Here is a 12,768-nt window from a genome sequence, read left to right on the forward strand (position 1 = left end):
GAGGCGTGAGCACCACTTGGACGGACGCGGTCGTCGTGGCCCGGTACGACACCACGCCGAGAATCGCGGTCTTCGACCTCGCCCGGGCCGACGGCGGGGAGCTGTGGGAGTACGAGGCCGGCGCCCACATCGACGTACAAGTCGGCGAAGACGGACTGGTCCGGCAGTACTCCCTGTGCGGACCTCCCGGCATCCGCAAGCAGTACCGGCTCGCGGTCCTCAACGAGCCCGAGTCGCGCGGCGGTTCACGAGCCATGCACACCCTCACCGAGGGCGACACGCTCCGGATCGCCGCACCGAGGAACCGCTTCGGTCTGACGCCCGCGCGCCGGCACCTGCTCCTCGCGGGCGGCATCGGCATCACCCCGCTGCTGTCGATGGCCCAGACGCTCGACGCGACCGGCGGCGACTACCACCTGCACTACTGCGCCCGCAGCCGGACCGACGCGGCCTTCGTCGCCGATCTGGAAAACCATCCACGGGTCACCCTCCACTTCGACGACCAGGCCCCGGAGCAACGCCTCGACCTGGCACGTGACCTGGGGGAACCCGACCCTGACACCGCGGTCTACGTCTGCGGTCCCGGTGGGTTCATGGACTACGCACTGGGGCGGGCGGCGGAGCTGGGATGGCCCGCCTCCGCCCTGCACAAGGAGCGCTTCAGCGCCTCGACGCCCGCTGCCGAGCCCGACGGGGGAGGAGAGGGCGGATTCACGGTGCGGCTGTCCTCGACGGGAGCCGAGTACCTCGTCCCCGAGGACCAGAGCGTCCTCGACGTCCTGCTGGCGAACGGAGTCGAGGCCCCCTACTCGTGCGGGCAGGGCATCTGCGGCGAGTGCATCGTACGGGTGCGCGCCGGCGACCCCGATCACCGAGACGACGTCCTCACCGACGACGAGCGCGCGGAGGGCCTGTTCACCCCGTGCTCGTCGCGGTCGAGGTCCCCGATCCTGGAGCTGGAACTGTGAGCACCTCAGCGACGACCACCTCATCGACGGCGGCGACCGCCCGCCCCGCGCCCGCCCCGGCCACGGTCGAGGAGGCCGAGGCCGCATGGCTCGCCGCACAGACGCTCCCTGACCCGGAGCAGAGCCTTCGTGCCCTGATGCATCCCGACTGCGTCATCGTGCACTCGGCGGTCGGTCATATCCACGGTGTGGACGACTGGCTGCGGTACGCGGCACGTCTGGGCCGGACGAGTCAGGTGGACACCTACGACGTGACCGTCCAGCGATTCGGCACCACGGCCGTGGTCAGCTGTCTGCAGGAGATGCGCGTGGCTTTCGTGCCCGAGCTGTCTCCCTTCGTCATCCAGGCCGCCGTCAGCCGGGTGTGGGTTGCGGGTGAATCGGGCGGCTGGCAGTTGGTGCACCTGCAGATGGCCCGGCGGCTTCCGCCGGGCTGAGCATTCGGGCTCCCGGAGCCCGGGAACCGGTCGTCGTCAGTCTTCGGGCTCGCCGTTCACCGGCGAGCCCTCGTCCTGTGTCGCTTCGGCGAGTGCGGAGATGATCCGGCCCACCTGCTCCGCGTAGTGGTCGATGAACTCCGGTGAGGCGGGGTCCTGCTGGGTGAGCTCACGAGCGATCCACGGGATGGCCGCAGGAGCGATCGAGGCGGCGAAGAAAACGAGAGCCACGGCCCCGACGTCGAGATCACTGCGGAATTCACCGCGCCCTTGCCGCTCGCGGAGTTCCTCAACATGCTTGAACAGCTCGGCAGCCCGCTCGTCCTCGGCGGGTGGGCGCTTGCCGGGCTCTTCGCGCGTCAGCGTGTGCACCCACGCCGCGTCCTCCCCTGCCCAGTGCACGTAGCGCCGCACGGCCTCCGCGAAGGTGTGGGTCTGGCTGACACGCATGGACTCCTCGAGCCACTGTTCGCTGAGCGCCTCGTAAAGCCCGCGTTTTCCTCCGAAGTAGTACGTGATCAGCTGATGGCTGACACCGGCCGCCTCGGCGATACGGACGACCCGGGCCCCGTCGAATCCGTGGGCGCCGAACTCCGCGCCGGCCGCGGCCAGAATGGCCCGCCGGGTACCCACGGGGTCCCGCTGGCGGTCAGGATCATTGGGGCGCCTCCGGCGCTGACGCCTGCCCGGCTCGGCTGCCGGCGTTCCCGATGAGGTCTCCTTGTCTGCCACACGGATGACCTTACCGGCGGATTTGTTGCACCGGGCAATGACAGTGCCCGCGGGCGGATCCGGTGCCGAGTTCGCGGCCAGCTCCGGTCCCGATGGGCCGGTCGGGTCCCGGACCTCCATGTCGTACCGCTCGCACCCGACCTGGTCCTGTGGTCGGGTTCGCCCGGCGGCCGGGCAGAGCACCATGCCCACACAGAGGAAGCGGGCTGCCGGCCGTGGCGCCGCGGCGGCCGGTCAGACGGCTCCCTCACGTCCGGCTGTCCGGGACAGGGGACGGGAGCGGTGTTCGTTGCCGACGATCGTGTTGCGCAGGACCCCGAGGCGCTCGACCTCGACCTCCACCACGTCGCCCGGCCTCAGCAGCCAGGGCGGCGTGCGGGCGTAGCCGACACCGGACGGGGTGCCGGTGGCCAGCAGGTCACCGGGGCGCAGTGTGACGGTGCGTGAGATGTGGGCCAGCGTCTCGCCCACGTGGTGGACCATGTCGCTGGTGGACCCCTCCTGGACGGTCACGCCGTTGACCCGGGTCCGAACCCCCAGCCCGTCCCGCAGGTCACCGACCTCGTCGGCCGGCACCAGAGGACCCAGTGGGCCGGAACGGTCGGCGTTCTTGCCCAGGGTCCACTGTGAGGTCAGCTTCTGCGCCCGGCGCGCGGTGACGTCGTTGAACGTCGAGTAGCCGACCACCGCCGCGAGCGCCTCGCCGGGATCGGCGTCCACCAGCGTGCGGCCCACCCAGGCCACGATCTCGCCCTCCCAGTCCAGCCCGTCCTCGGTGGCGGGCACGGGGATCTCGGCGCCGCCGACCGTCAGCGACCGCGGCCACCGCGCGAACAGCGTGGGGAACACGGGCAGTTCCTCGTCCCGGTAGGACCCCTCGGCGGCGTGCTCGACGTAGTTCAGCCCGACGCACAGCACCTGCGCCCCGGGCAGTACCGGTGGCACCAGGCGCGCCTCACCCACCGGCACCCTCCCACCCGCCGGCGGGCGGCGCAGCCATACCTCAGGGTCCGACCAGAACTCCCGCAGTCCGGCCACCACGGTCAGCCGCGCGCCGTCAGGCGACAGGTTCGCCACCTGGACCTCGCCGTTGTACTCCACTCCCACGATCCGCATCCGGACCTCCGCCCCTTCGAATCACCTTCAAAGTCTAGAAAGGTTATAACGTTTATGGTTCGATGGCGCCATGGTTGACGAGCAACGGCCTCTGCTGGCCGGCCTGAGGGCCCCCGGTGGCACGCGAGCAGAGCAGCTCGCCGCGGCACTCGAGAGCCGCATCCGCGGACTGAATCCCGGCTCTCCGGTGGGCACCATCGAGGAGATCCGGCAGGAATCCGGCCTGGCGCGCGCCACCGTCAGTGAGGCCGTCCGGCTCCTGCGCGACCGCGGGGTGATCGTGATCCGCCCCGGCCGCGGCGGCGGACTGTTCGTCGCGGACCAGAGCCCGGTGGTCCGGCTGCGCCACACCCTCCTCGGCGTCGCGGGGGAGCCCGGCACGGTCGCGGACGCCATCGAGCTCCGCAACCACCTGGAGGAACTGATCGCCGTCGGCGCCGCCCGGTGCCGCGGCGAGGACGACCTCCCACCCCTGCGGTCATGCCTGGACGACATGGAGGCGGCACCGGACTGGGACGCCTTCATGCGGGCCAACTGGGCGCTGCACGAGCGCATCGCGCAGCTGTGCCCGAACGCGATGGCCCGCGCGGTCTATCGCGGCACGCTCGGGCACCTCACGTCGTCCACCGCCCGCGCAGCGGACCGGGACGCCGACGCCTACCGGGCTCGGCGGCTGCGGATCCACGCCGACCTGGTGGAGGCGATCGCCGCCGGGGACGAGGACGCCGTGCGCGCCGCCGTCGCGCGCCACAACCACACCGACTGAACATGACCGCACGGGACACGGGAGCCTTCATGCCACCGGCCGAGTACCGCACATACCTCTACCCGCCGGAGTCGCCGCGCCTGGCCTCGATCAGGGGCCTGGACGCGTACGAGTACCGTGAGGCGGCCAAGGCTGCCCCGTTCACCGGCGGGCTCATCCGCGGCTGGAAGCCCCTGCAGCTCGCCGAGTTCCGCGGAGTGACCGAGGACGGCACACTCCGGCCCGAGGTGCATGTCTGGGAGCCCGCCCGCCCCGGTGAGGAAGCTCCCGTCGCCGACATGGTCGCCGCGGCGCGGGAACTGCTGGACGCGCTGGACGAGGACGGCCGCGCCAAGCTGAGCCACCCGGTGGACGCGGTCGAGTGGCAGACCTGGGCCAACCCGGAGTTCCTGCAGTTCGACACCGGCATCCGCCTGGAGTTCCAGCCTGCCGAGGTCCGGCAGAAGGCCCTTGCACTGGTCGAGGCGTCGCTCAGCCCCGACGGCTTCCAGTTGGTGCACGACACGATGCTGATCAACGGCTTTCTCGGCGAGGTCGTGGGACTGCCGACCATCCTGAACGAGTACAGCTACAACTTCGCGCTCTACGGGGACCCCGACCCCGAAGCACCATGGGGCTGGCAGCTGTTCGGCCACCACTGCGCCGTCAACTGCCTCGTCATCGAGGGGCGCATGGTCGTCAGCCCCGTCTTCCTCGGCGCCGAACCCAACGAGATCGACGAGGGCCCCCATGCGGGCACATCGGCGTTCACCGACCGGATCCGGCTCGGTACGGACCTGATGGCCGCGCTGCCGGCGGACCTCCGTGACGCCGCGACCGTGTACCGGCGAATGGTCGATCCCAAGATGCCGCCCGGCCGCATCCACCCCGGCGACGAACGGCATCTCGCCGGCGCCTTCCAGGACAACCGGGTGATCCCGCTCGAGGGCGTCCGGGCCGCGGACATGCCCGAGCGGGCCCGGGAGATCCTCCTGGAGATCGCCGAGTCGTTCGTGTCCCTGCTGCCCGACGGTCCCCGCACGGCCCGGATGCGCGAGATCCGCGACCACCTCGACGAGACCTGGTTCAGCTGGATCGGCGGGCACGAGGCGGGTGACGTCTTCTACTACCGCCTCCAGTCGCCGGTGCTCATCGCCGAACTCGACCACCACTGCGGTGTCTTCCTCGACTACGACACACCGCAGCCTTTCCACATCCACACCGTGGTGCGCACTCCCCACGGCAACGACTACGGCCGCGCTTACGTGCGCGCCTGGCAGACACGGAACGCCTGACCACGGAAGTGCCTCGCGGCTTTGCCGGAACCGTTGACACAGGTAGCGGCGCGCGGTGCGGTGATTCATGACGGCTGCCTCGTTACAGGGCTGTGCGGGCGAGGGGATGTACAGCCGACTCCTGCTATCGCTCCGTCGCGTTGACCGCACTGGCGACTGTCTGCGGGGGCATATCGGGGGACCTGACGTGGGGCGAGTCCGAGGCGACACCGCGATCTGTGAACCCGGCCTGCGTCCAGACCCTGACCGCGGCCGCCTGCCATGTGCATCTCGCAGCGCTCTGTTCCTGGACCTGATCACGCCCGCCTACGTCGGTGTGGCCGTGCCCCGGCGCCGAACCGGCGCGTCTGCCGGTCAGCGCGGCGGGTCGACCTCGCGGAAGTCGGACTTGCGGATCTTTCCGTGGATACCCTTCACGCCGTCGACGACCTGGGAGACCGCGAAGTCGCCTGCGGCGCTGAGGTACGCCATCGCCAGATGGCGGTCGATGCCGTAGTCGGTCACGAGCAGGTCCAGCGCGCAGCGCACGCAGTCGCGCATCGCCTTGTCCAGATCCTCGTCCAGCCCGATCGGTACGAGGTAGTCGTCCGTCTCGGCGAACGGGGCGACGCGGCCGTGGCCGGGCCGCAGAGCCGCACCGCCGGGCACCACCTCGAGCTTCACGGTGGCGCGCAACGACGCCTCGAACGCGGTGAGGGCGACCTCGCCGTCGCCCTGCGCGAAGTGGGGGTCCCCGAAGTAGACCAGCGCATCGTCGACCTGTACGGGAAGGAACAGTGTGCTGCCCTCGCCGAGCAGGGAGACGTCGATGTTGCCGCCGTGACGCCCTGGCGGCACCGAGTGAGGCCGCTCGCTCCCGGGCACCGCCACGCCCATCACGCCGAGGAACGGCCGCAGGGGGAAGCGCAGTGAGCCGCGGGAGGCGTCCGTCCGGTCCACCGCCATCCGGCCCCAAGCGCCGTGGCGATCCGCGTGTGCGGTCGCGAAGGTGATCACGGGACCGGGCAGCGACGGCATCTCGCCGGGGAGTGCGCCGAAGCCGTGCCGGGCGGAGACCATGCCGTACGGAACCCTCGGTGTGAGGCCGAGGACGGTCACGGCGAGCAGATCGCCAGGGCGGGCGCCGGCGACAGCGATCGGACCGGTGACGAGGTGCGGCCCGTCATCGTCGAAGTCGTGCGGCATGCCGGAGTCCGCAATCTGCTGGGCGTCGTCGAGCACATGGGCGCCGCTGACGCCGTAACGGGCGAAGAACTCACGCGGGTTGCGGCCCTGATCCTCGAGGACTCCCTCGTGGCTGATCGTGTCGACCGTGACGACGGAGCCCGGTTGCACAACCGCGCACGGTGAGTCCGCCTCGCACGGAAGGCGACCCCACAGGGTGTTCCCGGGCGTGGCCGGGACGTAGGTCGTCGACGCGATCGCTCCGTGGCCGGGCTGGAGGATCGGGAAGCCGGTCGCGGCAATGTCGAGGAGGGGCGAGTCGGTCGCTGTCATGGCCCACCTTTCGTGGAAGGGATGGCCCGACGCTAGGAACGTCTCGTTGCCGTGGTGTTTCGCGTGGGGGTCTGTGCAGTAACGCTGTCTCGTATGGCAACATGGCATCTCGTAATTCGTTGCCGTGGAGGGGACCTGGATGGACGTCGGCGACGTTGTTCTCATGGGCGGTGCCGGCTTCGTCGGGGGGTTCGTCAACTCCATAGCCGGCGGTGGGTCACTGCTCCTCTTCCCCACTCTGGTCGCCGGCGGGCTGGGTACGGTGGCTGCCAACGTCACCAACTCCGTGGCGCTCTGGCCGGGCTACCTGGGCAATGTCGCGGCATTGCGGGGGTCCTCCCGCCCGTCCTCCGTGACGTCGCTGGCGGTCGTGTCCGCAGTGGGAGCCGCCGCCGGATGCGCGCTGCTGCTGCTCACCCCGACGCGGGTCTTCTCGGTCGCGGTGCCGTTCCTCGTGCTCGGCGCCACTGCCCTCCTCGCCTTCCAGCCCCGGCTGCGGGAACTGCTCGGCGCCGCTCACGGTGACCACCGCGTGAAGCTCTACGCCGGCATGCTCGCCGGCGCGGTCTACGGCGGTTACTTCGGAGGCGGGCTGGGAGTCATCCTGATGGCCCTGCTCGGCCTGACGCTGTCCGCTCCGCTGGCCGAGGTCAACGTACTCAAGGGGACGTTGCAGCTCGTCGTGGCCACCGTGTCGCTCGTCGTGTTCGCGTTGCTCGGCCCCGTGCACTGGGCGATCGCGCTCGTGGTCGCTCCGTCGTCCCTTGCCGGCGGAGTGCTCGGAGGCCGACTGGCGAGGAGGTTGAGCGAGCCGGTGCTGCGTGTCGCCGTTGTCGGCTTCGGCGTGCTGGCCGGCGTCTGGCTGGGCATCCGCGCCTTCGGCTGACCCCGCCGCTGCGGGGAGGGCCGGTGGGTGCTCGGGCCGTGCGCCGACCGCGCGGGTCCAACGGCCAACATCGCGCCCGCTGTTGGACCCATGCGGCAGCCGGCGGGTGCCAGGAGGCCGGCCGACGGACGCGGTCCGCCGGCCGAACCGGGGCTCAGAGGTCGAGGACGAGCCGGTCGTCCTGACAGCGGCCGACGCAGATCATCATCGAACGCCTGGCAAGGCGTTCCTCTTCGCTGAGCACGGAATCCCGGTGCTCCGGCGTACCGGCGAGCACACGGGTCTCGCAGGCCCCGCAGTACCCCTTCTCGCAGTCGTAGGACAGGCCGCTCACGGCGTCGCGCAGGACCTCGATGAGGCGGCGGTCGGCCGGCACGGTGAGCGTGACTCCCGTGCGCGCGAGCTGGACCTCGAAGGTCCGGTTCTCCGCGGCGTCGAACGCCGTCTCGAGGTCGTCGCCGGCGGCGAAGCGCTCCAGGTGCAGCCGGTCGGTGAGATCCAGACGTGCGCACTCGCGCTCGACGGCCGCCAGCATAGGCGCCGGCCCGCACGCGTAGATGGCGGTGTCCGGGTCCAGCCCGCCCAGCAGCCGGGGGAGGTCCGGCAGCCCGGCCTCGTCCTGCGGGAGCAGGGTGAGCGCGTCGCCGGCGACGGCGGCGAGCTCGTCGGCGAAGGCCATCGTCGAGCGGGTGCGCCCGCCGTACACGACGGTGAAGGGCGTGCCGCGTCCGGCGGCCTCGCGGACCATGGCGATGATCGGTGTGACACCGATGCCACCGGCGAGGAACAGGTAGGACGGCGCCTGCGTGAGCGGGAAGTGGTTGCGCGGCCCGCGTACCGCGAACGTGGCTCCCTGGCGGGCCAGTTCGTGGAGTTCCACCGACCCGCCCCGGCCCTGGGGCTCGCGCAGGACGCCGATGCGCCACGTCGTGGCGTCGGCGGGGTCACCGCACAGTGAGTACTGACGCAGCCTGCCCGAGGGCAGACGCAGCTCGACGTGCGCGCCGGCCCGCCACGCGGGGAGTTCGCCGCCGTCCGGCAGGCCGAGGTCGACGGCGACGACGCCCTCGGCCGCGGCGCGCACCGCGGTCACCCGCAGCGGGGTGGGCGTGCTCAGCGCACGGACCCGGCCTGCCGCCGCGGTCGCCTGCGGACCGGGCGTGAAGACCGCCGGGACCGCGTCCCAGCCGGACTGGTTGCCGCGCGTCGGGTAGGGAACGAGCCCCTCCTCGATCACCCGGTAGTCGGGCAGCCGGGTCAGGACCTGCGTCATCATCGCGCGGAACATGGCTCGGGCGAGGTGCGCGCCGGCGCACCGATGCGATCCGATCCCGAAGCTGAGGTGCCGGCTGGCGTCGCGGTCCAGTCGTACCTGCTCGGGGTCGGGGAACACGGCGGGGTCGTGGTTCGCGGCGACCCACGGGATCAGCACCCGGTCACCCGTGTGCATCGGGCAGCCACCGACCTCGACGTCCTGGGTGACCGTCCGCGCCATCGACTGCGACGGGGCGAACGCGCGGAGGAACTCCTCGGTCGCGGTGTCCAGCAGATCGGGGGAGTCGATCAGCCGCTGCCGCTGCTCGGGGTGGCGAGCGAGGTGGACGAGGGTCGAGCCGGTCAGGGAGGTGGTGGTGTCGACGCCGCCGGCGATGAGCAGGCCGATCACCGACACCAGCTCGTCCTCGCCGAACTCGCTGCCGTCGGCACGCCGGCCGGCCACCAGCTCGCTGACTGCGTCGGCGCGTGGCGTGGAGCGGCGCTCGGCGATCAGCTCGCGGATGCGCTGATCCATGTAGGCCAGTCCGGCGGCCCCGCGCACGGCCCGCTCGCTGCCGGCCGGTGCGGCGAAGATGTCGTGGATCGGCCCGGCCAGCTTCGCCCAGTCCTCCTCGGGGAAACCGAGCCAGTCCAAGGTCACCGCGGCCGGCAGCGGGTTGGTGAGGTCGCGGACGAAGTCGCAGGAGCCGTGCTCGATGAAGTCGTCCACGACGCGGGCGGCGTGGCGCTCGATCATGGGTACCAGTCGCTCGACCGCCTCCGGGGTCAGCAGCGGGTTGATCAGCTGCCGGTACTCGGTCGAACGCGGCGGGTCGAGCTCGATCGGATACTGCTCGAGCCCCGGTCCTTTGGGGATGACGATGCCGACCCCCTGGCCGCCGTGTTCGCTGCGGGCCGAGGAGAACGTCTCGTCGTCGCGGGCGATGCGGGCCACGTCGGCGTACCGCGTCGTGTAGGTGAAGCCGCCGTGGGCGGCGGAGCGGCCTACCGGACAGCTCTCACGGAAGCGCGTGTAGTAGGCGACCGGATCGGCGTTGGCCTCGTCGGAGTGGTGGTCGAAGTCGATGTCGGCGGACATGGTGGGCACGCTCCACGTGCTCGGACCTGTGCGCGGTGTTGTCCGGCCGCGCCACCGGATGTCTGGTGCCTCAGCGGCGTCGGTCACCCTAAGGTGTCGCCGCCGTGTGTGACAACGCCCGTGGACGACGCTCAGAAGGTCAGCACGGCTTTGCTGACCGAGCCGGACCGGACCGCCGCGACGGCCTCGTTGATCTGCTCGAACGGGAAGTAGGTGATCATCTTCTCGACGGGGAACCGGCCCTTGGCGTTGAGTTCGAGCAGCTGCGGCAGGAACAGCTGCGGCAGGCTGGACCCGCCGATGATGCCGGTGACACTGCGCCCGTTCAGGATGCTGCGCCACTCGAAGCTCATCGACTCGCTGGGGCCGACGCCGATGACACCGGCGCGACCGAGCGGCCGGAGAGCTTCCACCGCGGTGCGCAGGACGTCCTCGCGCCCGGTTGTGTCGATCACGAAGTCGAAGCCCGCGGGGACCAGGGCGGCCAGCTGCTCGGCGGTGTCCCCGGCCGAGGAGTCGACGGTGTGCGTGGCTCCGAAGCCGCGGGCCGCCTCCAGCTTGGCCGGGTTCACGTCGACGGCGGCGACGACCTCGCAGCCGCTCAGCGAGGCGGCGATGACGGCGGCCACGCCGACAGCCCCTGCCCCGAAGACCGCGATCGACGAGCCGGGGCGCGGCTGCAGCACGTTGAGCACGCCGCCGGCCCCGGTCTGGAAGCCGCAGCCGAAGGGGCCGGCCCGCAGCAGGTCCAACGAAGGGTCGATCCTGACGACCGCCCGCTCCGGTGCGACGACGTGGCTGGCGAACGACGACTGGCCGAGGAAGTGGGCATTGACCTCCCGCCCCTCGTGGGTCACCGCGGTGGAGCCGTCGGGCCGGCGGCCGGAGAAGTTCACCGCGTCGAAGCTGCGGCAGTAGGCGGGCGAGCCGGTGAGGCACAGCGCGCACGTGCCGCACGACGCGAAGGACATGGCGACGTGGTCGCCCGGACGTACGGAGGTGACGTGCGCGCCGGCCTTCTCGACGATGCCCGACCCTTCGTGCCCGAGCAGCGCGGGCGTGGGGAAGAAGCCGGCGAACTCCAGGTCGGTACCGCAGATGCCGACGGCGGCGACGCGGACGAGCACCTCGTCCGGGCGGGGCTCGTCCAGGTCCACTTCGGTCAGGACGAACGGCTGTCCGGGTTGCTCCAGCAGAGCGGCGGTGGCGCGCACGGGGCCTCCTCAGTGACTCACATAGCGAGATCGCATATTGACATGCGCGATAAGGTCGGTCAAGGTTCCCCCTATGGCGGCTGTTGACTTCCCTTCTTCCCAGCATTTCCTTAACGGCGAGTGGGTTGCGGCCCGTGACGGCGGCACATTGGATGTCGTCGATCCGGCCACCCAGCAAGTGATCACCAAGGTGGCCCGGGCGGGCGGAGCCGACGTCGACGACGCGGTCGCCGCGGCGCGCCGCGCCTTCCCCGGCTGGGCGGCAACCAACCCGAGCGAGCGCGGGGCACTGATCCGGCGCTGGGCCGACCTGATCATCGCCGAGGTCGAGTCGCTCGCGGCCGTCGAGGCTCAGGACGTGGGCAAGCCACTGTCCGGGGGCCGGACGAACATCTACATCGCCCACGGCATCATCGACTACTTCGCCGGCGCGGCCGACAAGCTCACCGGGGTCACGCTGCCGACCCGCAGCCCCGACTACCTGGGCTACACGGTTCCCGAGCCGTACGGCGTGTGCGCCGTCGTCATCCCGTGGAACGTTCCTGCCGTGCTCACCGCCGCGAACGTCGCGCCGGCGCTCGCCGCGGGCAACACGGTCGTCCTCAAGCCGTCCGAGATCGCGCCTTTGGCCCCGTTCGCACTCGCCGAACTCGCCCGCCGCGCCGGCTTCCCGCCGGGGGTGATCAACGTCGTCGCGGGTCTCGGCCCGGAGGCGGGCGTCGCGCTCACCTCGCACCCGGACGTCGACCACATCAGCTTCGTCGGCTCCACCGCCACCGGGCGGGCGATCATGGCGGCCGCCGCACAGAACCTCGTCCCGGTGAAGCTGGAACTCGGCGGCAAGTCGCCGAACGTGCTCTTCGCCGACGCCGATCTCGACACGGCGATCCCAGCGATCGTCGCCTCGATCACCGAGAACGCCGGGCAGAACTGCTATGCCGGTTCCCGGCTGCTCGTGGAGGCCTCGGTGCACGACGAGGTTGTGGAACGGGTCGCCGGTGCCATGGCCGCGGTCAAGACCGGGCCCTGGGAAGCCGACCTGGACATGGGGCCGTTGGTCAGTGCCGCGCAGTTCGCCCGCGTCAGCGGCTTCCTCGAAGACGCACCTCGCGAGGGGGCACGGCTGGTCGCCGGTGGCGCGCCCACCGGCGACGGGTGGTTCGTCCGGCCGACGGTGTACGACCGTGTGGACGCGGGCATGCGCGTCGCCCGCGAGGAGATCTTCGGCCCGGTTCTCGCCGTACAGTCCTTCCGCGACACCGCCGAGGCGACCGAGCTGATGAACGCGACGGACTTCGGACTACTGGCCTGCATCTGGACCAACGACGTCTCCCGGGCGCTTCGGCTGGCGAAGGACGTTCGCTCCGGGCAGGTGGCGGTCAACCAGTTCCACGACGCGGGAGTGATCGGCTTCCCGTTCAACATGCAGAAGGACAGCGGTTTCAGCCGGGGCGGCGGGTACACGGCGCTGCGCGAGTACACCCAGGAGAAGGGCGTGGCCATCCGGCTGCTGGCCCGCTGA

The 12,768-nt window shown here is 71.1% G+C and carries 11 protein-coding genes; 6 read left to right on the plus strand and 5 right to left on the minus strand.

Translation table 11 applies throughout. The features are described 5' to 3' along the window. Positions 1–5 precede the first annotated feature (5 nt). Together H1D24_RS43825 and H1D24_RS37065 are read left to right on the plus strand one after the other, a co-directional pair. Positions 6–968 carry a PDR/VanB family oxidoreductase gene (locus H1D24_RS43825; RefSeq protein WP_181662133.1) on the plus strand — a complete coding sequence of 321 codons (963 nt, stop codon included), beginning with the start codon at positions 6–8 and terminating at the stop codon, positions 966–968. Next, on the plus strand, positions 965–1,405 hold the full coding sequence (locus H1D24_RS37065) for a nuclear transport factor 2 family protein (RefSeq protein WP_181662134.1): 441 nt from the start codon (positions 965–967) through the stop codon (positions 1,403–1,405). Before H1D24_RS43825 ends, H1D24_RS37065 begins: the two co-directional genes overlap by 4 nt. A 36-nt stretch (positions 1,406–1,441) precedes the next feature. Here H1D24_RS37065 and H1D24_RS37070 read toward each other — a convergent pair whose 3' ends face one another. Together H1D24_RS37070 and H1D24_RS37075 are read right to left on the minus strand one after the other, a co-directional pair. Beyond that, positions 1,442–2,038 (minus strand): TetR/AcrR family transcriptional regulator, encoded by a 597-nt coding sequence (locus H1D24_RS37070; RefSeq protein ID WP_181662135.1) that lies wholly within the window; start codon positions 2,036–2,038, stop codon positions 1,442–1,444. A gap of 333 nt (positions 2,039–2,371) precedes the next feature. Beyond that, complete coding sequence (locus H1D24_RS37075) at positions 2,372–3,253, minus strand: fumarylacetoacetate hydrolase family protein (protein ID WP_181662136.1); 882 nt, start codon at positions 3,251–3,253, stop codon at positions 2,372–2,374. Positions 3,254–3,323: 70 nt separating this feature from the next. Between H1D24_RS37075 and H1D24_RS37080 the strand changes: the two genes are divergently transcribed. Next, positions 3,324–4,019 (plus strand): FadR/GntR family transcriptional regulator, encoded by a 696-nt coding sequence (locus H1D24_RS37080; RefSeq protein WP_181662137.1) that lies wholly within the window; start codon positions 3,324–3,326, stop codon positions 4,017–4,019. 2 nt (positions 4,020–4,021) lie between these two features. After that, the gene (locus H1D24_RS37085) at positions 4,022–5,293 is read left to right on the plus strand and encodes a DUF3500 domain-containing protein (RefSeq protein ID WP_220137662.1); all 1,272 of its coding nucleotides are present in this window, start codon (positions 4,022–4,024) and stop codon (positions 5,291–5,293) included. Between the two features lie 354 nt (positions 5,294–5,647). Here H1D24_RS37085 and H1D24_RS37090 read toward each other — a convergent pair whose 3' ends face one another. After that, positions 5,648–6,790: an acetamidase/formamidase family protein gene (locus H1D24_RS37090; RefSeq protein WP_181662138.1), complete on the minus strand. Its 1,143-nt coding sequence runs from the start codon at positions 6,788–6,790 to the stop codon at positions 5,648–5,650. Positions 6,791–6,929: 139 nt separating this feature from the next. Between H1D24_RS37090 and H1D24_RS37095 the strand changes: the two genes are divergently transcribed. Next, positions 6,930–7,676, plus strand: coding sequence for a sulfite exporter TauE/SafE family protein (locus H1D24_RS37095; RefSeq protein ID WP_181662139.1), 747 nt, complete (start codon positions 6,930–6,932; stop codon positions 7,674–7,676). Positions 7,677–7,830: 154 nt separating this feature from the next. Here the strand turns inward: H1D24_RS37095 and H1D24_RS37100 are convergent, their stop codons facing one another. Both H1D24_RS37100 and H1D24_RS37105 read right to left on the minus strand, forming a co-directional pair. Further along, positions 7,831–10,032 carry a cytochrome P450/oxidoreductase gene (locus H1D24_RS37100; protein WP_181662140.1) on the minus strand — a complete coding sequence of 734 codons (2,202 nt, stop codon included), beginning with the start codon at positions 10,030–10,032 and terminating at the stop codon, positions 7,831–7,833. Between the two features lie 131 nt (positions 10,033–10,163). Further along, a complete protein-coding gene (locus H1D24_RS37105) occupies positions 10,164–11,246 on the minus strand; it encodes an NAD(P)-dependent alcohol dehydrogenase (protein WP_309484584.1) in 1,083 nt (360 codons plus the stop codon). Between the two features lie 73 nt (positions 11,247–11,319). On the opposite strand from H1D24_RS37105, the gene H1D24_RS37110 reads away from it, so the two are divergent. Continuing rightward, positions 11,320–12,768: an aldehyde dehydrogenase family protein gene (locus tag H1D24_RS37110; protein ID WP_181662141.1), complete on the plus strand. Its 1,449-nt coding sequence runs from the start codon at positions 11,320–11,322 to the stop codon at positions 12,766–12,768.

Origin of the sequence: Streptomyces himalayensis subsp. himalayensis, assembly GCF_013778455.1 — a bacterium.
Taxonomy (GTDB): domain Bacteria; phylum Actinomycetota; class Actinomycetes; order Streptomycetales; family Streptomycetaceae; genus Streptomyces; species Streptomyces himalayensis.

Excerpts from the sequence above, each read along its gene's own strand:
- H1D24_RS37075 (WP_181662136.1), bottom strand. The coding sequence starts at position 3,253 with ATGCGGATCGTGGGAGTGGAGTACAACGGCGAGGTCCAGGTGGCGAAC.
- H1D24_RS37080 (WP_181662137.1), top strand. The coding sequence starts at position 3,324 with ATGGTTGACGAGCAACGGCCTCTGCTGGCCGGCCTGAGGGCCCCCGGT.
- H1D24_RS37085 (WP_220137662.1), top strand. The coding sequence starts at position 4,022 with ATGACCGCACGGGACACGGGAGCCTTCATGCCACCGGCCGAGTACCGC.
- H1D24_RS37090 (WP_181662138.1), bottom strand. The coding sequence starts at position 6,790 with ATGACAGCGACCGACTCGCCCCTCCTCGACATTGCCGCGACCGGCTTC.
- H1D24_RS37095 (WP_181662139.1), top strand. The coding sequence starts at position 6,930 with ATGGACGTCGGCGACGTTGTTCTCATGGGCGGTGCCGGCTTCGTCGGG.
- H1D24_RS37100 (WP_181662140.1), bottom strand. The coding sequence starts at position 10,032 with ATGTCCGCCGACATCGACTTCGACCACCACTCCGACGAGGCCAACGCC.
- H1D24_RS37110 (WP_181662141.1), top strand. The coding sequence starts at position 11,320 with ATGGCGGCTGTTGACTTCCCTTCTTCCCAGCATTTCCTTAACGGCGAG.